The 21,715-nt window shown below is 56.8% G+C and carries 22 protein-coding genes and 1 riboswitch; of the genes, 13 read left to right on the forward strand and 9 right to left on the reverse strand.

Annotation, left to right across the window (positions count from 1 at the left end; genetic code table 11):
- The first annotated feature begins 446 nt into the window (after nt 1-446).
- Both purH and purD read left to right on the forward strand, forming a co-directional pair.
- Entirely contained in the window at nt 447-2,036 is a 1,590-nt protein-coding gene (gene purH / locus AC22LX_RS24370) for a bifunctional phosphoribosylaminoimidazolecarboxamide formyltransferase/IMP cyclohydrolase (RefSeq protein WP_045397317.1), read from the forward strand.
- 15 nt (nt 2,037-2,051) lie between these two features.
- Complete coding sequence (gene purD, locus AC22LX_RS24375) at nt 2,052-3,347, forward strand: phosphoribosylamine--glycine ligase (RefSeq protein ID WP_045397319.1); 1,296 nt, start codon at nt 2,052-2,054, stop codon at nt 3,345-3,347.
- Here purD and zraR read toward each other — a convergent pair.
- A complete protein-coding gene (zraR, locus tag AC22LX_RS24380) occupies nt 3,337-4,668 on the reverse strand; it encodes a sigma-54-dependent response regulator transcription factor ZraR (RefSeq protein WP_045397321.1) in 1,332 nt (443 codons plus the stop codon). The genes purD and zraR overlap by 11 nt on opposite strands.
- Nucleotides 4,655-6,040, reverse strand: a complete 1,386-nt coding sequence (gene zraS / locus AC22LX_RS24385; protein WP_045397324.1) for a two-component system sensor histidine kinase ZraS — start codon at nt 6,038-6,040, stop codon at nt 4,655-4,657. The genes zraR and zraS overlap by 14 nt, the downstream gene beginning before the upstream one ends.
- 260 nt (nt 6,041-6,300) lie before the next feature.
- On the opposite strand from zraS, the gene zraP reads away from it, so the two are divergent.
- Nucleotides 6,301-6,738, forward strand: coding sequence for a zinc resistance sensor/chaperone ZraP (gene zraP, locus AC22LX_RS24390; protein WP_487334259.1), 438 nt, complete (start codon nt 6,301-6,303; stop codon nt 6,736-6,738).
- Between the two features lie 3 nt (nt 6,739-6,741).
- Here zraP and AC22LX_RS24395 read toward each other — a convergent pair whose 3' ends face one another.
- The 6 genes from AC22LX_RS24395 to nudC form a co-directional block, all read right to left on the reverse strand.
- Nucleotides 6,742-7,434: a DUF1481 domain-containing protein gene (locus tag AC22LX_RS24395; protein WP_045397364.1), complete on the reverse strand. Its 693-nt coding sequence runs from the start codon at nt 7,432-7,434 to the stop codon at nt 6,742-6,744.
- A gap of 12 nt (nt 7,435-7,446) precedes the next feature.
- Nucleotides 7,447-7,719 (reverse strand): nucleoid-associated protein HU-alpha, encoded by a 273-nt coding sequence (hupA, locus tag AC22LX_RS24400; RefSeq protein WP_002884342.1) that lies wholly within the window; start codon nt 7,717-7,719, stop codon nt 7,447-7,449.
- 186 nt (nt 7,720-7,905) lie between these two features.
- Nucleotides 7,906-8,496 carry a YjaG family protein gene (locus tag AC22LX_RS24405; protein WP_045397326.1) on the reverse strand — a complete coding sequence of 197 codons (591 nt, stop codon included), beginning with the start codon at nt 8,494-8,496 and terminating at the stop codon, nt 7,906-7,908.
- Between the two features lie 42 nt (nt 8,497-8,538).
- The gene (gene nfi, locus AC22LX_RS24410) at nt 8,539-9,210 is read right to left on the reverse strand and encodes a deoxyribonuclease V (protein ID WP_045413593.1); all 672 of its coding nucleotides are present in this window, start codon (nt 9,208-9,210) and stop codon (nt 8,539-8,541) included.
- 12 nt (nt 9,211-9,222) lie between these two features.
- Nucleotides 9,223-10,287 carry a uroporphyrinogen decarboxylase gene (hemE, locus tag AC22LX_RS24415; RefSeq protein WP_015704014.1) on the reverse strand — a complete coding sequence of 355 codons (1,065 nt, stop codon included), beginning with the start codon at nt 10,285-10,287 and terminating at the stop codon, nt 9,223-9,225.
- Between the two features lie 40 nt (nt 10,288-10,327).
- Nucleotides 10,328-11,101 (reverse strand): NAD(+) diphosphatase, encoded by a 774-nt coding sequence (gene nudC, locus AC22LX_RS24420; RefSeq protein ID WP_045397329.1) that lies wholly within the window; start codon nt 11,099-11,101, stop codon nt 10,328-10,330.
- Between the two features lie 90 nt (nt 11,102-11,191).
- On the opposite strand from nudC, the gene AC22LX_RS24425 reads away from it, so the two are divergent.
- The 10 genes from AC22LX_RS24425 (at nt 11,192) to AC22LX_RS24470 (ending at nt 20,106) form a co-directional block, all read left to right on the forward strand.
- Nucleotides 11,192-11,689, forward strand: a complete 498-nt coding sequence (locus AC22LX_RS24425; protein WP_045397331.1) for an Rsd/AlgQ family anti-sigma factor — start codon at nt 11,192-11,194, stop codon at nt 11,687-11,689.
- Between the two features lie 52 nt (nt 11,690-11,741).
- Nucleotides 11,742-11,866: riboswitch (TPP riboswitch) on the forward strand.
- Between the two features lie 89 nt (nt 11,867-11,955).
- On the forward strand, nt 11,956-13,851 hold the full coding sequence (gene thiC / locus AC22LX_RS24430; protein WP_045397333.1) for a phosphomethylpyrimidine synthase ThiC: 1,896 nt from the start codon (nt 11,956-11,958) through the stop codon (nt 13,849-13,851).
- On the forward strand, nt 13,851-14,486 hold the full coding sequence (gene thiE / locus AC22LX_RS24435; RefSeq protein WP_045397336.1) for a thiamine phosphate synthase: 636 nt from the start codon (nt 13,851-13,853) through the stop codon (nt 14,484-14,486). The genes thiC and thiE overlap by 1 nt, the downstream gene beginning before the upstream one ends.
- Nucleotides 14,479-15,234 carry a HesA/MoeB/ThiF family protein gene (locus AC22LX_RS24440; RefSeq protein WP_045397339.1) on the forward strand — a complete coding sequence of 252 codons (756 nt, stop codon included), beginning with the start codon at nt 14,479-14,481 and terminating at the stop codon, nt 15,232-15,234. The genes thiE and AC22LX_RS24440 overlap by 8 nt, the downstream gene beginning before the upstream one ends.
- On the forward strand, nt 15,218-15,418 hold the full coding sequence (gene thiS, locus AC22LX_RS24445; protein WP_049060427.1) for a sulfur carrier protein ThiS: 201 nt from the start codon (nt 15,218-15,220) through the stop codon (nt 15,416-15,418). The genes AC22LX_RS24440 and thiS overlap by 17 nt, the downstream gene beginning before the upstream one ends.
- A 1-nt stretch (nt 15,419) precedes the next feature.
- Nucleotides 15,420-16,190, forward strand: a complete 771-nt coding sequence (thiG, locus tag AC22LX_RS24450; protein ID WP_020079903.1) for a thiazole synthase — start codon at nt 15,420-15,422, stop codon at nt 16,188-16,190.
- The gene (gene thiH, locus AC22LX_RS24455) at nt 16,187-17,320 is read left to right on the forward strand and encodes a 2-iminoacetate synthase ThiH (RefSeq protein ID WP_045397345.1); all 1,134 of its coding nucleotides are present in this window, start codon (nt 16,187-16,189) and stop codon (nt 17,318-17,320) included. Before thiG ends, thiH begins: the two co-directional genes overlap by 4 nt.
- Before the next feature lie 451 nt (nt 17,321-17,771).
- Complete coding sequence (locus AC22LX_RS24460) at nt 17,772-19,304, forward strand: sensor domain-containing diguanylate cyclase (protein WP_047047091.1); 1,533 nt, start codon at nt 17,772-17,774, stop codon at nt 19,302-19,304.
- 175 nt (nt 19,305-19,479) lie between these two features.
- The gene (locus AC22LX_RS24465) at nt 19,480-19,785 is read left to right on the forward strand and encodes a PTS sugar transporter subunit IIB (protein WP_045397351.1); all 306 of its coding nucleotides are present in this window, start codon (nt 19,480-19,482) and stop codon (nt 19,783-19,785) included.
- Between the two features lie 3 nt (nt 19,786-19,788).
- Nucleotides 19,789-20,106: a PTS lactose/cellobiose transporter subunit IIA gene (locus AC22LX_RS24470; RefSeq protein ID WP_045397355.1), complete on the forward strand. Its 318-nt coding sequence runs from the start codon at nt 19,789-19,791 to the stop codon at nt 20,104-20,106.
- A gap of 42 nt (nt 20,107-20,148) precedes the next feature.
- Here the strand turns inward: AC22LX_RS24470 and dcuB are convergent, their stop codons facing one another.
- Complete coding sequence (dcuB, locus tag AC22LX_RS24475; protein WP_045397357.1) at nt 20,149-21,489, reverse strand: anaerobic C4-dicarboxylate transporter DcuB; 1,341 nt, start codon at nt 21,487-21,489, stop codon at nt 20,149-20,151.
- Nucleotides 21,490-21,715: the final 226 nt, after the last annotated feature.

Raw genomic sequence — 21,715 nt, forward strand, 5'->3', positions numbered from 1 at the left:
ATATTACGCTTTCCTCTTTCAGAGTCAACCCTGAATTTCAGAATTTTTCTCTTCAACCGAACCGGCTGTTTGTGTGAAGTGATTCACATCCGCCGTGTCGATGGAGGCGCATTATAGGGAGTTCTCGAGCACCTGCAATAGAAAAATTGCAGAAAAATGACTGACTGCTGCATTCCCCAGCAAAACCCCGCTTTATACCCTTTTACACACAGAATTATCCACAGGCACACGGCAAAACACGGCTTAAACCCCGGTACATCCATTGCCATATAAGGAGAGAACCATCGGCTTAAAGAGAAAGATAAAAATTCGCGAGCGTTGCGCAAACGTTTTCGTTACAATGCCGCGCTATGACACGGATGCCCGGTTGGGTGCGTTAGGTGAGTTTTTAGGCAAAAACTCACCTAACGCTCTCTGTAATGTTCAAATCCTGGGGATTTAATACCATGCAACAACGTCGTCCAGTCCGCCGCGCCCTGCTCAGTGTTTCTGACAAGGCAGGTATCGTCGAATTCGCGCAGGCGCTTTCCGCTCGTGGTGTCGAGCTGCTGTCCACCGGCGGCACCGCTCGCCTGCTGGCAGATAAAGGCCTGCCGGTTACCGAAGTCTCTGACTACACCGGTTTCCCGGAAATGATGGATGGACGCGTGAAGACCCTGCATCCGAAAGTACACGGCGGCATCCTCGGTCGTCGCGGTCAGGATGACGGTATCATGCAGCAACACGGTATCGCGCCTATCGATATGGTTGTCGTTAACCTCTACCCGTTCGCCCAGACCGTCGCTCGTGAAGGATGCTCGCTGGAAGACGCGGTGGAAAACATCGATATCGGCGGCCCGACTATGGTGCGCTCCGCGGCGAAGAACCATAAAGATGTCGCCATCGTGGTTAAGAGCAGCGACTACGACGCCATCATTAATGAGATGGACGCCAACGAAGGTTCTCTCACGCTGGACACCCGTTTCGACCTCGCGATTAAAGCCTTCGAACACACCGCCGCTTACGACAGCATGATCGCTAACTACTTCGGCAGTATGGTTCCGGCCTATCACGGCGAAAGTAAAGAAGCCGCTGGCCGCTTCCCGCGTACCCTGAATCTAAACTTCATTAAGAAGCAGGATATGCGCTACGGCGAAAACAGCCACCAGCAGGCTGCCTTCTATATAGAAGAGAATGTAAAAGAAGCCTCCGTGGCGACCGCCACCCAGCTGCAGGGCAAAGCGCTCTCGTATAACAACATTGCCGATACCGATGCGGCGCTGGAGTGTGTGAAAGAGTTCAACGAGCCGGCCTGCGTTATAGTTAAGCATGCCAACCCGTGCGGCGTTGCCGTCAGCGACTCGATCCTCGACGCCTACGATCGCGCTTACAAAACCGATCCAACCTCCGCCTTCGGTGGCATCATAGCCTTTAACCGCGAGCTGGATGCTGAAACCGCGCAGGCGATCATCTCTCGCCAGTTCGTCGAAGTGATCATCGCGCCATCCGCCAGCGAAGAAGCGCTGAAAATCACCGCCGCTAAGCAGAACGTTCGCGTGCTGGTCTGCGGCCAGTGGGATGCTCGCGTCGCGGGTCTCGATTTCAAACGTGTCAATGGCGGCCTGCTGGTTCAGGACCGCGATCTCGGTATGGTCACCGCGGGCGAACTGCGCGTGGTCAGCAAACGTCAGCCGAGCGAGCAAGAGCTACGCGATGCGCTGTTCTGCTGGAAAGTGGCGAAATTCGTCAAATCCAACGCCATCGTTTATGCCAAAAATAATATGACCATCGGTATCGGCGCCGGTCAGATGAGCCGCGTCTACTCGGCGAAAATTGCCGGGATTAAAGCCGGTGACGAAGGTCTGGAAGTGAAAGGCTCCGCCATGGCTTCTGACGCCTTCTTCCCGTTCCGCGATGGTATTGATGCCGCCGCGGCCGTCGGCATCACCTGCGTTATCCAGCCGGGCGGCTCTATCCGCGATGAAGAAGTAATTGCCGCCGCGGACGAACATGGTATCGCCATGATCTTCACCGACATGCGCCACTTCCGCCATTAATTCACGGAGCAGCAGATGAAAGTATTAGTAATCGGCAACGGCGGGCGCGAACACGCGCTGGCCTGGAAAGCGGCCCAGTCGCCGCTGGTTGATACCGTCTACGTCGCGCCGGGCAACGCGGGCACCGCTCTGGAGCCGGCGCTGCAAAACGTCGCTATCGGCGTTACCGATATTCCGGCGCTGCTACGTTTCGCGCAGGATGAAAAAATCGACCTGACGATCGTTGGCCCGGAAGCGCCGCTGGTCATTGGCGTAGTGGACGCGTTTCGTGCCGCAGGGCTCGCCATCTTCGGGCCAACCGAAGGCGCCGCGCAGCTGGAAGGTTCAAAAGCCTTCACCAAAGATTTCCTCGCTCGTCATCATATCCCGACGGCGGAATACCAGAATTTCACCGAAGTTGAGCCTGCGCTGGCTTACCTGCGCGAGAAAGGCGCGCCGATCGTCATCAAAGCCGACGGTCTGGCGGCGGGTAAAGGCGTTATCGTGGCGATGACCCTTGAGGAAGCCGAAGCGGCGGTGAAAGATATGCTGGCCGGTAACGCCTTTGGCGATGCAGGCCACCGCATCGTGATTGAAGAATTCCTCGATGGCGAAGAAGCCAGCTTTATTGTCATGGTCGACGGCGAGCACGTCCTGCCGATGGCCACCAGCCAGGATCACAAGCGCGTCGGCAACGGCGATACCGGCCCGAACACCGGCGGTATGGGCGCTTACTCCCCGGCGCCGGTAGTGACCGATGAAGTCCATCAGCGCACCATGGAGCGGATTATCTGGCCAACAGTTAAAGGTATGGCCGCTGAAGGCAACACCTATACCGGTTTCCTGTATGCCGGTTTGATGATCGATAAGCAGGGCAACCCGAAGGTTATTGAGTTCAACTGCCGCTTTGGCGATCCGGAAACTCAGCCGATCATGCTGCGCATGAAATCCGATCTGGTAGAGCTGTGCCTCGCCGCCTGCGCGGGCAAGCTGGACGAGAAAACTTCCGAGTGGGATGACCGCGCCTCGCTGGGCGTTGTGGTGGCCGCCGGCGGCTATCCGGGCAACTACAACACGGGCGATGAGATCCACGGTCTGCCGCAGCAGGAAGCGGCAGACGGTAAAGTCTTCCACGCCGGCACCAGGCTGTCTGACGACCAGCGCGTAGTCACCAACGGCGGACGCGTGCTGTGCGTAACCGCGCTGGGTGACACCGTGGCGCAGGCGCAGCAGCGCGCCTATGAACTACTGACCGATATTCGCTGGAACGGCAGCTTCAGCCGTAACGATATCGGCTGGCGCGCCATCGCGCGTGAAAAAACTAACGGCTGAGTTTTGCCAGCAGCGTTTTACGCGTAATGCCTAACTGACGGGCGGCTTCAGTTTTGTTGCCGCCCGTTTTTTCCAGCGCCGACAGTATGACCTCTTTTTCGACTTCCACTAACGGCTGAATCAACGCCTCATCGTTGCCAGTAACCGGCTGCGTCGTACCTGCTATCGCCAACGGCAGTTCACGCTCGGAAATGTATTCTCCGGTCAGTAGCACCACCGCCCGCTCCACCGCATTTTCCAGTTCGCGGATATTCCCCGGCCAGCCGTAGTGAATCAACAGGTCCATAGCCTGCGGCGTAAATCCCTGCACCGTTTTACGATTGCGTTCGGCATAGCGCTTAAGAAAGTGCTGCGCCAGCGGTGGAATATCTTCACGCCGCTGACGCAGTGGCGGCATATCAATGGTTACGACGTTCAGGCGATAATAGAGATCCTGGCGAAAGCGCCCGGCGCTTACCTCCTCCGCCAGATTACGATGGGTGGCGGCAATTAGCCGCACATCGACAGAAAGCGTCTGATTACTGCCAACGCGCTGCACTTCGCGTTCCTGAATCGCCCGCAGCAGACGCACCTGCATCAGCGGCGAGATATCGCCAATTTCATCAAGAAACAGCGTGCCGCCATCCGCCTCGACAAAACGCCCTTCCCGCCGCCGCTCCGCGCCGGTAAAAGCCCCTTTTTCATGACCGAACAGCTCGGACTCCAGCAGCGACTCATTGAGCGCCGCGCAGTTTAGCGTCACCAGCGGCTTCTCGCGGCGCTCGCTGCAAGCGTGGATGGCGCGCGCCACCAGTTCTTTACCGGTTCCCGATTCGCCGCAGATCAGCACCGTCGCATCCGAGGGCGCCACCAGCGTAATATTGTTGATAAGCGCCTGCATTGCCGGGCTATCGCCAATCATGCCCCATTGCGAATCCGTCGCGGCGCTGGAATCGCCTTCACTCTGCCGGGTATGCGCCAGCGCCTGAACCAGCGTCTGCTGTAGAGTGTCAAAATCCAGCGGCTTGACCAGATAATCCAGCGCGCCGGACTTAATAGCCTCAACCGCCGTGCCGACGCTGGAGAACGCCGTCATGATTAATACCGGAATCGCCGGGTTATAGGCTTTGATCTCTTTTAATGTCGCGATACCGTCCATCTCCGCCATGCGGATATCGCATAGCACCAGGTCGAACACCTGCCGATGGATCTGTTCCAGCGCCTGCAGGCCGTTGTGGGCTAACGCCACTTGATAGCCCCAGCCACGCAGCAGCGCCTGCAAAATCGTGCAGTGGCTAACGTCATCATCGACGACCAGAATCTGTATTTTATCGCTGCTCATCTTCCCTCCGTTGAGCATCCACCGGTAACCAAAGCGTAAATATCGCTCCGGCCCCCGGCTGACTTTCGGCGCGGATTGTCCCGCCATGTTGTTCGATAATATTCTGTACTACCGCCAGCCCCAGCCCCGTGCCGTCCGCCTTGGTGGTGAAATAAGGGGTAAAGATGGCCTGCAGTTCTTCATCGCTCATCCCCTTACCGCTATCCTTGACGACAATTTTCACACGTTGCCGATCGGCTTCGCTTGCCGATACGTGAATGACGCCGCCGCGGCCAATAGCCTGCATCGCGTTCAGATACAGATTCAACAGCACCTGGTTCAGACGGTCGGGGTCGGCTTTAATAGAGGTTAATTCAGGGCGTGGAGTAAATTGCAGCGCGATCCCGCGACTCTGCGCATCCTGGCTTACCAGCTGCAATGAGTGGTGGATAAGCGCGTTGATATCGACGGGCTGGTAGTTTAAATGGGCTGGACGAACCAGCTCCAGCAGCTCGCTGACGACCCGGTTCAGGCGATCGGCCTCTTTGGCCATCACCAGCGCTAACTCCTGCGCCTCGCCGCCCGGCGGCGTACGCTCGGCAAAATACTTCGCCAGTCCTTTAATCGAAGAAAGCGGATTGCGGATCTCATGCGCGACTCCCGCCGCCAGATGCCCAAGAGCCAGCAGTTTTTCTTTGCGGGCCATCGCCTCCTGAAGCTGCTGGCGTGAGAGACGGTAGCGGCGGAACCAGAACTGAGCGAGGATCGTCGCGACGATGACCAGCGCCGCGGCCGCCAGCATGATCATCATATTACGCAAGCCGCGAGCCTGCGCCGCATCCAGCTCGCGGCTATCAAAGGCGATAAAAATCACCTGTGGAACATTGGGCTGAGCCAGCGCGCTGTTGCAGCGCTTCATCATCCCCATATGGTGACCACGAGCAGGGTTAAGCGGGCGAAACTGGCGATAAATCTCCAGTGCCGGTTGCGGCTCGGCAAGCCGGCGCCAGCGCTCCTGTTCCCCCACCTTGAGTTCACGCATTTGCGCGGGACTGTACAGCGCCTTATCCACCTGCTGCGGATCGCTATGGGCGATAATTTTACCGTTTTCATCGGTCACCGCGAACCACAGCACACCGGGCTGCCAGGCCATCTCCTCCAGCAGCGCCTGCAGCTGCGCGTGATGCATTCGCATCCCCATGCCGACACGCGTGCCGGACTCCAGCGCGCGGATCAGCACCTCCCCTTTTTCTTCGATAGTTTGCCGGGCGGCGGCGGTTTCCCGGCCATAATCGCGGACAATCATCGCGGAAAACAGAATAACCAACAGGATAACCGTGCCGGTCAGCAACCAGCTCAGGGTGTCCCGGGAAAATGAGGTAATGCGCGGCATGGGCGGGTCCTTATCGTGTCCTTATTCGCTATCACCAGGATCCATCAGCAGGAATCATGCCATTTTTCCACACCGTGAAACCTGTCCTCAGACATATCGCCGGTGATTTAGCGAGTAAAAATGACTCGCAGGCCCCAGCCGGAACGGGTCATTTTTACTCGCCAGGATAATGTTCGCCGCGGACAGGCCTGTATTCACGCGCTTTTTCAGGCTGGCATGGAAGATGCAATACCGAGGGAAACCACACAGGAGATCACGCTATGAAACGGAAACCGACTTTATCCCTCGTCCTCGTGGCGCTTGCCGCACTGACCTTTGGCAGTCACGCGGCCTGGGCCGGACATCACTGGGGTTATAACAACGGGATGGGCGCGCAGGGTTACAGCCAGCTCACCCAGGAACAGCAAGCGACCGTGCAGAAGCTACATGACAATTACTATGCGCAAACCAGCGCCCTGCGCCAGCAGCTGCAGTCCAAACGCTACGAGTACAATGCGTTGCTCACCGCGCAGAAACCGGAAAGCGGAAAAATTGAGGCCGTGGCGAAGGAAATGGAAACATTAAGCCAGCAGCTGGATCAGCAGCGGGTAAAATTTGATATCGCCCTTGCGGAAGCAGGCGTTCCTCGCGGCGAGGGTATGGGTTACGGCGGCTGCCGCGGTAATGGCGGTGGTCATATGGGCATGAACCACTGGTAAAACTCAGAACGATTTTTCGTTCGGCTGCCAGGTACAGAAGTTTTCGTTAGCCACCAGCAGCAGTTGCGAGCCTTCCGGCGCCTCCAGCCACGCTACGCTCACTTCCACGGAGGAGTGATTCTGTCGGCGTTCAATATGCGCTAATGCCCGTTCATCAAGGTCAGGCTTCACGGTCTGGCCTTCACAGGTGGTCACGGTACGATCGGCATGCCAGCGCCCCTGGCGTAATACCACCCGGCCTTGACGCAAGGCGTCACTGGTTTCGCGGATTTGCTGCGCCCGATAGCGGTACAGCGCGACCTGGTCGTTCGAAAGCTGCTGTTTTTCACCATCTACTTCACGCTGCATAAAGCTCAGCTCGCCCTGGGCGTCAAAGCGGGCGCGAATATGTTCCGGCGGTTTGCCGTACACGTTGAGCTCAATAAGCGTTAGCTGGCCATCCTGCCAGCGGTACTCGCTGGTTGAGGTGTCGCCGCGGTGCCATGGACTAAAAGCGGCAAGCAGGTGAACTTCATCGCCGGCATCTTTGCGCCAGATGCGCATCGCGCCCTGGTTATCGGCGTAGCCGCTGGCGGTGAAAGGAGGAAGAGAAGAATCGTGACTGCAGGCAGTGAGCAATAGCGCGCCTGCCAGCGTCAGCGTGCGACGCCAGTTAGACAAAAGGGGCTTAAAAGCCCCTTCGTTAAAACTGGACACTGCCACGCGGTCTTACTTGACTGCGTCTTTCAGCGCTTTGCCAGAAACAAATGCTGGCACGTTAGCTGCAGCGATTTTGATTTCTTTACCGGTCTGCGGGTTGCGGCCAGTACGCTCAGCACGGTGGTTCACTTTGAAGGTACCGAAACCAACCAGTTGAACAGCATCACCTTCTTTCAGAGACTCGGTAATTGCAGCCAGGGTGGATTCCAGGGCAGCTTTTGCCTGTGCTTTAGACAGGTCAGCTTTGTCCGCAATTACATCAATCAGTTGAGTCTTGTTCATAAGTTATCCTTACAATGTGTTTATCGCTTGCTAAGCATCGAGTGCGACGGAAATGCCAGAAAAGCACTCTCCTGCATACACGCACCGATAGCCACTTTTTTTCGCCCCCCAAATGTAGACCAGACAGGGGGCGGAATGGAAGTCTTCAGACGCTACAATTCAGGCGGTAAATCACGTTTTCTGGTCTCATTGCTGAAAATTTATACCAATATTGCTCTCACCGGCCTCTCGCAGGTCTGCGCGCAGCCCTTTAATCAGTTCAATGTCGCGTTCTTCGCAGTCGGCCAACAGGCGGAAAATCTCCCACTGAATGTCCCATTCTTGTTCTACCGCCGGGTTAGCTTTGAGCTCTTCATCGGTCATTTCGCGACCTTCCTGGGTCATTTCCAGCATCGCGACGGTAGTAATGGAAGTCTTACTGACCTCGATAGCATGTTCCAGCGTTTCACCGCTCAGGCGTGAGTGGATTAATTCGCTCAGCGCGACGCAGGCATCGATAGCCGGATAGACGCCGTACATGTCGTAGTCATCCGCGGACGGAATCGCCTCTTCCAGCTTTTCCAGCTGACTATCGAAATTCACCTTCGCATCTTTTACCGTCAGCGTTTCCCAGATCAGGTCAAGGATACGACGATATAACTGGCCGTCGCCGAACTCGGTTTGCTTGCAGAACATGGCGTAGTTGGGGTACATACGCTCGCACAGGCAGGCCATAAAGGTGACGTGCTGCCAGCTCTCCAGTTTCTCCAGGCGCAGATGAATCGGGTTTTGTAACATGATGAATTCTCGAAGTCAGAAATTAGGCGCAGTGTACCTGAATCAGCCGTGATTTGCTTGCCAACGCACAAAGGAAGGCCGACGGGATGCCACGGCATCGGCCCAACGCGTGGGTTCGGGTAGCCGGTAGCCCTGCATGCAGCGTTCCACCCACATTAACGCGCTATCCATCCCTACGCGGTGGCCGGTACTGATAAACAGTGGGTTGCAGCGTGCTTTGCTGCGCCAGACCCAGGCCAGCTGATCGCCCTTGTCGATTAATGGCGCCAGCGCGCCGGGCTCGGCGCCGAGCGGTTCAAACTTCCCGCATAAGCGTTTTTTCGCTACGCCAATCGTTGGCACATCAACCATCAGGCCAAAATGGCTGGCGACGCCAAGCCGCCGGGGATGTGAAATACCGTGGCCGTCGACGAACAACAGATCGGGCTTTTGCGATAGCTGTTGCCACGCCGCCAGCAGCGCGGGGGTCTCGCGAAAGGAGAGAAAGCCGGGGATGTACGGCATCGTGGTGGCGACGCGCGCCACCTGATACTCCACCAGCTCAAGGCCCGGATAAGTTAGCAGCACCATCGCAGCGCGGGTAATTTCCCCTTCCTGCTCAAACCCCACATCGGCGCCGCCGATCAGCACCGGCGGGTCGCGATCCAATCGGTCCGCACGTTCTACCGACGCGGCTAAAGATTGCTGTTGGGTTCGTAGCGCAGCTAAATCCATCATGCTTATCTCCTATTGGTGATATTGCGCGGAGAGACGATGAACCGCCTCAACAAAGACTCCTGCATGCTGTGGGTCGACGTCCTGATGGATGCCGTGACCAAGGTTAAAGACATGGCCTTCGCCCTGGCCGAAGCCGGCGAGAATGTTCGCCACTTCGTCTTCAATACGGGCGGCAGGTGCATAAAGCATCGACGGGTCCATATTGCCCTGCAGCGCCACTTTGTGGCCTACGCGACGGCGAGCGTCGGCAATATCGGTAGTCCAGTCGAGACCCAGCGCATCGCAGCCGGTCTCCGCCATCGCTTCCAGCCATTGTCCGCCGCCTTTGGTGAACAGCGTCACCGGTACGCGACGACCTTCGTTTTCCCGCAGCAGGCCATCGACGATTTTATGCATGTAGTAGAGCGAGAACTGCTGATAGTCGCGGCCGGTCAACACGCCGCCCCAGGTGTCGAAAATCATCACCGACTGCGCGCCCGCTTTGATCTGCGCGTTCAGATACAGGGTGACGCTTTTCGCCAGCTTGTCCAGCAGCGCGTGCAGCGCCTGCGGTTCGGCGTACATCATCTTTTTGATGACGGTAAAGGCTTTGCTGCTGCCGCCTTCAACCATGTAGGTCGCCAGCGTCCATGGGCTGCCGGAAAAACCAATCAGCGGCACTTCGCCTTTCAGTTCACGGCGAATGGTGCGCACGGCGTTCATCACGTAGCCTAATTCTTGTTCCGGGTCCGGCACCGGCAGTTTGTCGACGTCGGCTTTGCATTTCACCGGCGAGGTGAAGCGCGGGCCTTCGCCAGCTTCAAAGTACAGCCCCAGCCCCATCGCATCCGGAATCGTCAGGATGTCCGAAAAGAGGATCGCCGCATCCAGCGGGTAACGGCGCAGCGGCTGTAGCGTTACTTCGCAGGCCAGCTCGGCATTTTTACACAGCGACATGAAATCGCCCGCTTGCGCGCGGGTGGCTTTGTATTCCGGGAGATAGCGGCCCGCCTGGCGCATCATCCACACCGGGGTGACATCAACCGGCTGGCGCAGCAGCGCGCGCAGGTAACGATCGTTTTTCAGTTCGGTCATTTTTACATTCCTTTAGCGTTGATGCGCCCAGTGTAACATGTCACTCGTACTCTGCCCGACACATCGCCACCGTATCTTCGATCAGGCGTCGCGCCACCGTGCCCGGCGGCGGCAGTAGCGGCAAATCGTCATAGCGATACCACTCTGCGCTCAGCAGCTCTTTCTTATCCACGACAATATCGCCGCTATCGTATTCAGCCATAAAGGCGGTCATCAATGATTGCGGGAAGGGCCACGGCTGGGAGGTCACATAGCGCAGGTTTTTCACCTTAATGCCGCTCTCTTCCATCACTTCGCGGGCGACCGCCTGCTCAAGGGTTTCACCCACTTCGACAAACCCGGCCAACACCGTATGGACACCATTACGATGGCGGGTATGCTGCGCCAGCAGAATTGAATCGTCGCGACGAATGGCGACGATAATGCAGGGGGCAATTTGCGGATAATAGCGCTCGCGGCAGTGGCCGCAGAGCATCGCCCACTCGGTTTTACTGACATGCATCGGGTGGCCACAGTAGCCGCAGAATTTATGCGATCGATAAAACTCGGCCAACTGGATCCCGCGCCCTGCTAATTGGAAAAGCCCAGGATCCTGATCCAACACCTGGCGCAGCGATCCCATATCATGGCGACGATCCTGACGCACCAGCCACACCGCTTCGCCTTGCCACTCGCCGAGATGTAGCGCGCGTTCACCGACAAGATCAAAATTTACCGCTTCGCCATGTGGTAATTCCCCTGCGGGAAGCCATAATTTTTGTTCGTGACTGACGATCCACCAGCCGCGATCTAATTTTTCAATAATACGATCCATATCTATTGCGCTACCTTCGTTTTACTGGCACTTTTAACATTATATTTACATTTGCTGAGCAACGTTATTTTTAATCTTGCGGAGTCAATCATGTTAAACCAGCTGGAAAACCTGACGGAACGTGTTGGAGGCAATAACAAACTGGTCGATCGCTGGCTGCTTGTGCGTAAGCATTTGCTCGTGGCTTACTACAACCTGGTTGGCCTGAAACCCGGCAAAGAGTCCTTTATGCGGCTTAATGAAAAGGCGCTGGATGACTTTTGCCAAAGCCTGGTGGATTACCTCTCATCCGGTCATTTTAATATTTATGAACGTATTATCGGAGAAATGGAAGGGAGTACCCCTCTTTTAGCCGCCACCAAAATCTACCCGCAGCTGGAAGCCAATACCCAGCAGATGATGGACTACTACGATACCTGCCTCGAAAACGCCATCGATCATGATAACTATCTCGAATTTCAGCAGGCGCTGTCGGATATCGGCGAGTCGCTGGAGGCACGCTTCGCGCTTGAGGACAAGCTGCTGGCGCTGGTCGTCGCTCACGATCGGAAAGACAGCGTTGGCGACAATATCGCGCCGACCGCTTGAGTTGTGAACCGTTAACGAGTAATTTACATACATTATCCCTCTGCGGAGGGATTTCATCTTGTCGGAGTGCCTATTTTCCACACGAAAGCTGAAGTGGAAAAGGCTGAGACCGTTTATTCGGGATCCGCGGAACCTGATCAGGCTAATACCTGCGAAGGGAACAAGAGTAAACTGCTGGTCGCACCTGCCCGTTACGGGTTGGTCGCATCTGTTACTCCATCCGTCGTCTGACAAGCCATCTCCTTTTTTTGTAACTGGAATGCGCTATGTCTACTACCAAACTGACCCGCCGGGAACAACGCGAACACGCGCAGCGATTCATCGATACGCTGGAAGGCACCGCTTTTCCCAATTCGCGCCGCATTTACATTCAAGGCTCACAGGCTGATATCCGCGTCCCGATGCGTGAAATCCAGCTCAGCCCGACGCTCATCGGCGGTGATAACGATAACCCCCAATACGAAGCCAACGAACCAATACCGGTGTACGACACCTCCGGGCCTTACGGCGACCCGGAGATCAACATCGATGTCCGCCAGGGACTGACAAAACTACGCCAGCGGTGGATCGACGCACGTAACGACTGCGCGCCGCTCAGCGAACGCAGCTCGGCATACACTAAAGCGCGGCTGGCCGACGATGGCCTCGATGAACTGCGCTTTGGCGGCCTGCTGACGCCTAAACGCGCCGTCGCCGGCAAATGCGTGACGCAACTACACTACGCCCGCCAGGGGATCGTCACCCCGGAGATGGAATTCATCGCCATTCGCGAAAACATGGGCCGTGAGCGTATCCGCAGCGAGGTGCTGCGCCAGCAGCATGCCGGAGAAGGCTTTGGCGCCCGTCTGCCGGACAACATTACCGCCGAGTTCGTCCGCGATGAAGTCGCTGCCGGGCGAGCCATCATCCCGGCCAATATCAATCACCCGGAATCCGAACCGATGATTATCGGCCGCAACTTCCTGGTGAAAGTGAATGCCAATATCGGCAACTCGGCGGTGACCTCTTCCATCGAAGAAGAGGTCGAGAAGCTGGTCTGGTCAACCCGCTGGGGCGCCGACACGGTAATGGACCTCTCCACCGGCCGCTATATCCACGAGACCCGCGAATGGATCCTGCGCAACAGCCCGGTGCCGATTGGTACCGTCCCGATTTACCAGGCGCTGGAGAAAGTTAACGGCATTGCCGAGAACCTGACCTGGGAAGCCTTCCGCGATACCCTGCTGGAACAGGCCGAACAGGGCGTCGACTACTTCACGATTCATGCCGGGGTGCTGCTGCGCTATGTGCCGATGACCGCGAAGCGGTTGACCGGTATCGTCTCGCGCGGCGGTTCTATCATGGCCAAGTGGTGCCTGTCGCATCATCAGGAAAACTTCCTCTACCAGCACTTCCGCGAAATCTGTGAAATCTGCGCCGCCTATGACGTGTCGCTGTCCCTCGGCGATGGTCTGCGCCCCGGCTCGATTCAGGATGCCAACGACGAGGCGCAGTTCGCCGAGCTGCATACGCTGGGCGAGCTGACTAAAATCGCCTGGGAGTATGACGTTCAAGTGATGATTGAAGGCCCCGGCCACGTGCCGATGCAGATGATTCGCCGCAATATGACCGAAGAACTGGAGCACTGCCACGAAGCGCCCTTCTACACGCTGGGGCCGCTCACCACCGACATCGCGCCGGGCTATGACCATTTCACTTCCGGTATCGGCGCGGCAATGATTGGCTGGTTTGGCTGCGCCATGCTGTGCTACGTCACGCCAAAAGAACATCTCGGCTTGCCCAACAAAGAGGATGTGAAACAGGGACTCATTACCTACAAAATCGCCGCCCACGCCGCCGACCTCGCTAAAGGCCACCCCGGCGCGCAGATCCGCGACAACGCGATGTCCAAAGCGCGTTTCGAATTCCGCTGGGAAGACCAGTTCAACCTCGCGCTCGATCCCTTTACCGCGCGGGCCTATCACGATGAAACCCTGCCGCAGGAGTCCGGCAAAGTCGCCCACTTCTGCTCCATGTGCGGGCCAAAATTCTGTTCGATGAAAATCACCCAGGAGGTCCGCGACTACGCCGCGAAGCAAAGTATCGAGGCCGGCATGGCCGATATGTCAAATAACTTCCGCGCCCGCGGCGGTGAAATCTACCTGAAAAAGGAAAATGCCTGATGTACCAGCCTGACTTTCCGCCCGTACCGTTTCGTCTCGGGCTTTATCCGGTTGTCGATAGCGTGGCGTGGATTGAGCGCCTGCTGGAAGCCGGCGTGCGCACCATTCAGTTGCGGATCAAGGACCAGCGCGACAGCGATGTAGAGGATGATGTCATCGCCGCCATCGCGCTTGGCCGCCGCTATCACGCGCGGCTGTTTATCAATGATTACTGGCAGCTGGCGATTAAGCACCGGGCGTACGGCGTACATCTGGGTCAAGAGGACCTGGAAACCACCGATCTGAGCGCCATCCGTAAAGCCGGACTGCGCCTTGGCGTCTCCACTCACGACGATATGGAAATTGACGTCGCGCTGGCGGCGCGCCCTTCCTACATCGCGCTGGGCCACGTCTTCCCGACCCAAACCAAACAGATGCCTTCGGCGCCGCAGGGCCTCGAACAGCTTGCCGGGCATATTCATCGTCTGGCCGATTATCCGACGGTAGCGATAGGCGGCATCAGTCTGGAAAAAGCGCCGGGCGTACTGGCCACCGGCGTCGGCAGCATCGCGGTCGTCAGCGCCATTACCAAGTCAGCAGACTGGCGGGCTGCCACTGCACAACTGTTAGCGCTGGCGGGAGCAGGCGATGAATGATCACGATTTCATGCGCTACAGCCGCCAGCTATTGCTGGAAGATATCGCCATCGAGGGACAGCAGAAACTGTTAGCCAGCCGGGCGCTGATTATCGGCCTGGGCGGCTTAGGTTCGCCGGCCGCGCTATATCTGGCGGGGGCCGGCGTCGGAACGCTGACCCTGGCCGATGACGACGCGGTGCATCTCAGCAACCTGCAGCGGCAAATTCTGTTCACCAGCGACGATATCGACCAGCCAAAAGCCGCGGCGGCAAAGACGCGGCTCAACCAACTCAATCCGCAAATCCGCCTCGTGGCGCTACAGCAGCGCTTAAGCGGCGAGTCGCTGCGCGCCGAAGTGGCGAAAGCCGACGTGGTGCTGGACTGTACCGATAACATGATCGCCCGCCAGGCGATTAACGCCGCCTGCGTCGCCCTTGAGACGCCGCTGGTAACCGCCAGCGCCGTCGGCTTCGGCGGCCAGTTGATGGTGCTGACGCCGCCCTGGGCGCAGGGCTGCTACCGCTGCCTGTGGCCGGACACCGCCGAACCACAGCGTAACTGTCGTACCGCGGGGATCGTCGGCCCGGTCGTCGGCATGATGGGGACGCTGCAGGCGCTGGAAGCCATTAAGCTCCTTAGCGGCATGGCGACGCCGCGCAACACGCTACGGCTGTTTGACGCCCGCACCAGCAACTGGCGCAACCTTACGTTGCAAAAGGCCCGGGGCTGTCCGGTTTGTGGAGGACATCATGCAAGTCTGGTTTAACGACGAACCGCTGGAGTGCGCGGACAACCTCAGCGTAAGCGCCCTGCTTAGCCAACTGGAACAGCTCCAGCCGGGCGTTGCGCTGGCGCTCAACCAACTCATCCTGCCACGCGAACGGTGGGAAGATCATCTCTTGCAGGAAGGCGATCGGGTCCTGCTTTTTCAGGTTATCGCCGGAGGCTGACATGTTACGTATTGCTGATAAGACATTTGAATCCCACCTTTTTACCGGAACCGGCAAATTCGCCGCCCCGGAGGTAATGGTCGAGGCGATTCGCGCCTCGGGAAGTCAGCTGGTGACGCTGGCGATGAAGCGCGTCGATTTACGCCAGCATAATGACGCGATTCTCGCGCCGCTGCTGGCGGCGGGCGTTAACCTGCTGCCGAATACCTCAGGCGCCAAGACGGCGGAAGAAGCGGTTTTTGCCGCCCGCCTGGCGCGGGAAGCCTTAGGTACCCACTGGCTGAAACTGGAGATCCACCCGGACGCCCGCTGGCTGCTGCCTGACCCCATTGAAACCCTGAAGGCGGCGGAGCTACTGGTGCGCGAAGGGTTTGTCGTCTTGCCCTATTGCGGCGCCGACCCGGTCCTGTGCAAACGGCTGGAAGAGGCTGGCTGCGCGGCGGTGATGCCGCTGGGTGCGCCGATAGGCTCCAATCAGGGGCTGGAAACCAGGGCCATGCTGGAGATTATTATCGAACAGGCGACGGTACCGGTGGTGGTTGATGCCGGGATTGGCGTGCCGAGCCACGCGGCGCAGGCGCTGGAAATGGGCGCTGATGCGGTACTGGTCAACACCGCCATTGCCGTCGCCGACGATCCCGTCGCCATGGCCCGCGCCTTCCGCATGGCGGTCGATGCCGGATTACTGGCGCGTCAGGCCGGACCGGGGGCGCGCAGTACTCAGGCGCAGGCCACCAGCCCGCTGACCGGCTTTCTGGAGGCACTGGCATGAAAACTTTCAGCGATCGCTGGCGGCAGCTGGAATGGGATGACATACGCCTGCGCATCAACAGCAAAACCGCCGCCGACGTCGAACGGGCGCTGGCGGCAAAACAACTCACCCGCGATGACATGATGGCCCTGCTCTCACCTGCCGCGGCCGATTATATTGAACCGCTGGCCCAGCGCGCGCAGCGCCTCACCCGGCAGCGCTTCGGCAACACCGTCAGCTTTTACGTACCTTTGTATTTGTCCAACCTGTGCGCCAACGACTGTACCTACTGCGGCTTCTCAATGAGTAACCGCATCAAGCGCAAGACACTGGATGAAGCGGAGATTGCCCGCGAATGCGCCGCAATCCGCAATTTAGGCTTTGAACATCTTCTGCTGGTCACCGGCGAACATCAGAGTAAGGTCGGAATGGATTATTTCCGCCAGCACCTGCCAGCCATTCGCCGCCAGTTTGCCTCGCTGCATATGGAAGTGCAGCCGCTGGCGACCGAAGAATATGCCGAACTAAAAACGCTGGGGCTTGATGGGGTGATGGTCTATCAGGAGACCTACCATGAAAGTATGTATGCCCAGCACCATCTGAAGGGTAAAAAGCAGGATTTCTTCTGGCGCCTTGATACACCGGATCGTTTAGGCGAAGCGGGGATCGATAAGATCGGCCTCGGCGCGCTCATTGGCCTTTCCGACAGCTGGCGAGTAGACTGCTTTATGGTCGCCGAGCATCTGCTATGGCTACAGCAGCGCTACTGGCGCAGCCGCTACTCTATCTCCTTTCCGCGTTTACGCCCTTGCGCCGGCGGTATTACGCCAGCTTCGCTGATGGACGAGCGTCAGCTGGTGCAGACCATTTGCGCCTTCCGCCTGCTGGCGCCGGAGGTTGAGCTGTCGCTCTCGACCCGTGAATCACCGTGGTTCCGCGACCGGGTGATCCCGCTGGCGATTAACAACGTCAGCGCGTTCTCCAAAACCCAACCCGGCGGCTACGCCGACGATCATCCGGAACTTGAGCAATTTGCTCCCCACGACGATCGCCGCCCTGAAGAGGTTGCCAGCGCGCTGGCCGCCCGTGGCCTACAGCCGGTATGGAAAGACTGGGATAGCTGGCTGGGACGCGCCTCGCAATCATCATGAAGTATGCTGCAAGCCGCTGATTATTTTGCGTGCCTGCACGAGAGATGGAAAACGGAGGCTCGCCCAACTGCCGCCATTTTTCTATTCTGCCAGGGTCAGCAGCGGACGCTGACCAGGGCGAGTTTTTCTTTCCTCTCTTCGCCCTGCCTCTACCGTCCGCACTGCCGCAAACATATTACTATCGAATATTAATCACGATGCTGAGCGCACTCAGCGTTATAATTTAGCGATAGTTACCTGATTCGCTAAGCAGGCATGCTGGCTTAACCTGCGTCTAAACCCACGGTTTATACCCTAAATAATTCGAGTTGCAGAACAAAACGGCTAGCCGTTTTGAACAGCGCTTGCGCTGGCCCCGTAAAGGCGAGGCCCAAGGATGGGCCGAGTTATTGCCAACGCACATGCAACTTGAAGTATGACGGGTATATTGATTCTGGACGATTAACAACTTATGGCACGCCACAACAGAAAGCTTTCTTTTACTACGCCGATCGTAGTGGGCTTTGCGGGGATTTTGCTCAGCTTTTTACTGATCGCAATCTTTGTTACCGCGACGCAGAAGAAAAATTTTCTCGAAGATTATCATCATATTAACCGCAACTTTACCCATAATCTTGCGGTGAACTACACCGAATCTCTGCTGCGCGAGAATGACTACATTCTGGCGCGTGCAACGAAATACTTCGCCCGCGACGATGCGCTCAATATCGCCGTAAATGTCAATCCGCAAAAGGGTCTGGACGATCTGATGCGTTTGCAGGAACTGATGCCGACGGTCTCCTCCATTTCGCTTGCCGATACTCTCGGCCATTATCTGCGCGCTCCCGAGGTGATGGAAGGCGATGAGAGCCGCTCGTTTGATCCTAAAACGCGTCCCTGGTTTATTCGCCAGGCGGAAGCCAGTACCTTCAGTCTCTATACCACTCCTTACCTTGACTACTTCACTCACCATCCTACCGTCACCGTCTACCGGCCTGTCATTTCACCGCAGGGGCGGCTCAAAGGTAGCCTGGCGTTTCATATGGATCTAACGTCGATGGGCTACGCGTTACGGCAGATTGTCTCACCGGTGCAGGGCGAGTTTTTTGTCGTGCAACGCGACGGCAAAGTGGTGATCCATCCCGATACCGGCGCGCTATTTAAAACCTACATTAGCGCGGAACTCATGGACAAAATGACCAGTGCGGAAGGCCAGCTTTATGATGAGGAGCATAAGGCCTGGTACTACTACTATTCCTTTACCAATCCTGACTGGTTCGTTATTTTCCGCGTTACCGATGCCACCCTTGACGACCTGACGCGCTATGAAACCGATATTGTCGCCTGGGGTTTCGCTCTTGCCGCTATCGTCATTGTTCTGTTCGGGCTTTATCTGCGTCACGCTTCGCGTACCGTACTGATGAACATCATTAACGCCATCAAGACCGGCGACGTCAAACGCGCGCCGCGGCTGGAAGCCATGCTCAGCAAAGCGATCGAGAGCAATAAACAGCGTGAGCTCACCTATGTCCGCCAGGCCACCATCGATGCCCTGACCGGCTGCAAAAACCGCCGTGCCTTCGACAGCGATATCGCCGCACTGATGAACGATCACCAGCCTTTCGCCCTCGCGTTGGTCGATATCGACAACTTCAAATCGATTAATGATACCTGGGGCCATCTCAATGGCGACATCGTGCTGCGCAACGTCGCGCGTGAAGGGTTACAGATCCTGCAACCCCAGGAGATCTCGCTTTACCGCTACGGCGGCGAAGAGTTTGCCGTAATCTTCCCTGCCGAACATATCGACAACGCGCTCACCATTCTGGAGAGCTGGCGCCTTAACGTTGCCAGCCGAACCTGGCGCGAAGAAGGATTAACCGTCACCTTTAGCGCCGGCCTCGGAGAGTGGAATATGGAGCCGCTGGAAAAACTGGTCGTTAGCGTGGATGAAGCGTTGTATAAGGCCAAACAGCAGGGCAAGAACCGAATCGTTCGCGCCTGAGCGTAACCCTCTGATAGCCCGCTTTTGCGGGCTTTTTTATCTCTGCCGCTGCAAAATTGAAACCGGTTTCATTTTTTGTGATGTTTTACACACAATCATGGTGAAGCGGTTGTGCCACGCCGCCGCCCGCGATAAAGATGGTATATCAAGGAACATACATAAGGGCGATGAAACAATGAAGAATATCGTTTTATGCTGTGCCGCAGGAATGTCCACCAGCATGCTGGTGCAACGTATGAAAGACGCCGCGCAGAAGAAAGGCGTCGAAGTGTCTATTAAAGCCGTGCCGGTAGCGGAGTTCAAAGATAACCTGGCCACGGCAGATATTATCCTGCTCGGCCCACAGGTGAAGTATGAACAGGCAAAACTACAGGCGCTAGCCGACCCGGTTGGTAAAAAGGTCGCCGTTATCGATATGATGGATTACGGCATGATGAAAGGCGATGCCGTTCTTGATAAAGCCCTGAAGCTGATGGAGTAAGGCATGGAAGATTTAGAGACGATTATCATGGAGCTGCTGGTCAACGCCGGCTCCGCGCGCAGTTCTGCCCTCACTGCCCTACAGCAGGCGCGTAAAGGGGATTTCGCCGCCGCCGAGCAGGCTATGGCCGACTCCCACGAATTTGTAAAGCATGCGCATAAAATCCAGACCCAGCTTATCGGCATGGATGAAGGCAGCGGCAAGCTGCCGGTGAACCTGATTACCGTGCACTCCCAGGATCATCTGATGAACGCGATGGTGATTCAGGATTTAGCGACCGATATGATCGAACTGTATCGCCGCCTGCCGCCCGCACAATAATCCCAATGAGCTAGCAGGCGCCGCCAGCGGCGCCTGTCTCACTTACAGAAAACCGTACATCGCCGCGAACACCCAGCCGAAGACGCAAGAAACGCTCACGCCAATTAATCCCGGCAGGATAAAGCTATGGTTAATGACAAAGCGGCCAATATGGGTTGTGCCTGAACGGTCAAACTGAATCGCCGCCAGATCGCTTGGGTAAGTCGGCAGGATGTAATAGCCATAGCAGGCTGGCGCGGAAGCTACGATATAGGCCGGGTCAACGCCGATCGCCAGCGCCACCGGGACAATCGCCGCCAGCGCCGCCGCCTGAGAGTTGACGAACTTCGATACCAATAACAGCACGATAGCGTAGGCCCACGGGTACTCCTTCACCATTTCTCCGAGTACACCTTTAATCTCGGTCATGTGCGCGCCGAACATGGTTTCCGCCATCCACGCGATACCATACACCGCGACGATAGCGATCATCCCCGAGCGGAAAACCTCATTTTTAGAAATCGAAGCCGGATTGGTTTTGGTAATAATAATGATAAGCGCCCCGGAGAGCAGCATGAACATCTGGATCACCAGAACCATTGAGAGAGGCTTTCCGTCGAACGCCGGACGCAATTCAGAAAACGCGCCAAGCAGCGCCACCACGGCAATTGAGGCAAGGAAGATCCACATCGCAATCCAGTTGCTGGTCGGCAGCTTTTTATCCAATAGCGTGGCCGTATCGCCATAAACATAATGACGGTTTTCCGGTATCGCAATAAACGCCTGGAAGGTCTCGTCTTTATCAAGATCTTTACCGCGGAACCAGCTGAAGATACCAATCGCCAGGATCCCCAGCAGCGTTGACGGAATGGTTATCGCCAGCAAATCGAGAAACTCAAGGTGCTTACCGTTAAAGGTAAAATTCCCGAGCATCGCCACCAGCGAGACCACCGCCACCGAAACCGGGCTGGCAATGATCCCCATCTGGGCGCCAATTGAGCTCGCCGCCATCGGTCGCTCCGGGCGAATATTATTTTTGATAGCCACATCGTAAATAATTGGCAGGATCGTATACACCACATGGCCGGTACCGCACAGGATCGTCAGCGTACAGGTGACGAATGGCGCGACGATAGAAACGTATTTGGGATTGCGCCGCAGGAGCTTCTCGGCAATCTGCAGCATCACGTCTAAACCGCCGGATGCCTGTAGCGTCGCCGAGGCGGCCACCACCGCGATAATCACCAGCATGACATCAACCGGCGGCTTTCCCGGTTTAAGATGAAAGACAAAAACTAAGATAACTAACCCAATGCCGCCTAAAAGGCCGAGCGCAATACCCCCCTTTTTCGCGCCGTAGAACAGACAAATTAAGATAATGATGAGCTGTATAGCAAATTCCATGTATCCCCCAGAAGCTATCCATTAAATAACGACAATACTCTCCGCCTTATTTTTATTTTTGCTCACCTCCTCCATTGCCTTTTAACAGGCGCAGCGAACCCCTCAGTTGCGGTAAACCGAAAAGGATGGGGAAAAGTAATCACATGATTCTTTGAGTGTTTTGACTATATAGCGTTTACGGGGCTTATTTTTTGATACATGTAGAATTTTTATCCATCGATTAGTG

This window comes from Klebsiella sp. PK01, from assembly GCF_057624675.1.

Bases quoted from the DNA above. Each gene is read 5' to 3' on its own strand.
- purH (WP_045397317.1), top strand. From the start codon at position 447: ATGCAACAACGTCGTCCAGTCCGCCGCGCCCTGCTCAGTGTTTCTGAC.
- purD (WP_045397319.1), top strand. From the start codon at position 2,052: ATGAAAGTATTAGTAATCGGCAACGGCGGGCGCGAACACGCGCTGGCC.
- zraR (WP_045397321.1), bottom strand. From the start codon at position 4,668: ATGAGCAGCGATAAAATACAGATTCTGGTCGTCGATGATGACGTTAGC.
- zraS (WP_045397324.1), bottom strand. From the start codon at position 6,040: ATGCCGCGCATTACCTCATTTTCCCGGGACACCCTGAGCTGGTTGCTG.
- zraP (WP_487334259.1), top strand. From the start codon at position 6,301: ATGAAACGGAAACCGACTTTATCCCTCGTCCTCGTGGCGCTTGCCGCA.
- hupA (WP_002884342.1), bottom strand. From the start codon at position 7,719: ATGAACAAGACTCAACTGATTGATGTAATTGCGGACAAAGCTGACCTG.
- AC22LX_RS24405 (WP_045397326.1), bottom strand. From the start codon at position 8,496: ATGTTACAAAACCCGATTCATCTGCGCCTGGAGAAACTGGAGAGCTGG.
- nfi (WP_045413593.1), bottom strand. From the start codon at position 9,210: ATGGATTTAGCTGCGCTACGAACCCAACAGCAATCTTTAGCCGCGTCG.
- hemE (WP_015704014.1), bottom strand. From the start codon at position 10,287: ATGACCGAACTGAAAAACGATCGTTACCTGCGCGCGCTGCTGCGCCAG.
- nudC (WP_045397329.1), bottom strand. From the start codon at position 11,101: ATGGATCGTATTATTGAAAAATTAGATCGCGGCTGGTGGATCGTCAGT.
- AC22LX_RS24425 (WP_045397331.1), top strand. From the start codon at position 11,192: ATGTTAAACCAGCTGGAAAACCTGACGGAACGTGTTGGAGGCAATAAC.
- thiC (WP_045397333.1), top strand. From the start codon at position 11,956: ATGTCTACTACCAAACTGACCCGCCGGGAACAACGCGAACACGCGCAG.
- thiE (WP_045397336.1), top strand. From the start codon at position 13,851: ATGTACCAGCCTGACTTTCCGCCCGTACCGTTTCGTCTCGGGCTTTAT.
- AC22LX_RS24440 (WP_045397339.1), top strand. From the start codon at position 14,479: ATGAATGATCACGATTTCATGCGCTACAGCCGCCAGCTATTGCTGGAA.
- thiS (WP_049060427.1), top strand. From the start codon at position 15,218: ATGCAAGTCTGGTTTAACGACGAACCGCTGGAGTGCGCGGACAACCTC.
- thiG (WP_020079903.1), top strand. From the start codon at position 15,420: ATGTTACGTATTGCTGATAAGACATTTGAATCCCACCTTTTTACCGGA.
- thiH (WP_045397345.1), top strand. From the start codon at position 16,187: ATGAAAACTTTCAGCGATCGCTGGCGGCAGCTGGAATGGGATGACATA.
- AC22LX_RS24460 (WP_047047091.1), top strand. From the start codon at position 17,772: ATGGCACGCCACAACAGAAAGCTTTCTTTTACTACGCCGATCGTAGTG.
- AC22LX_RS24465 (WP_045397351.1), top strand. From the start codon at position 19,480: ATGAAGAATATCGTTTTATGCTGTGCCGCAGGAATGTCCACCAGCATG.
- AC22LX_RS24470 (WP_045397355.1), top strand. From the start codon at position 19,789: ATGGAAGATTTAGAGACGATTATCATGGAGCTGCTGGTCAACGCCGGC.
- dcuB (WP_045397357.1), bottom strand. From the start codon at position 21,489: ATGGAATTTGCTATACAGCTCATCATTATCTTAATTTGTCTGTTCTAC.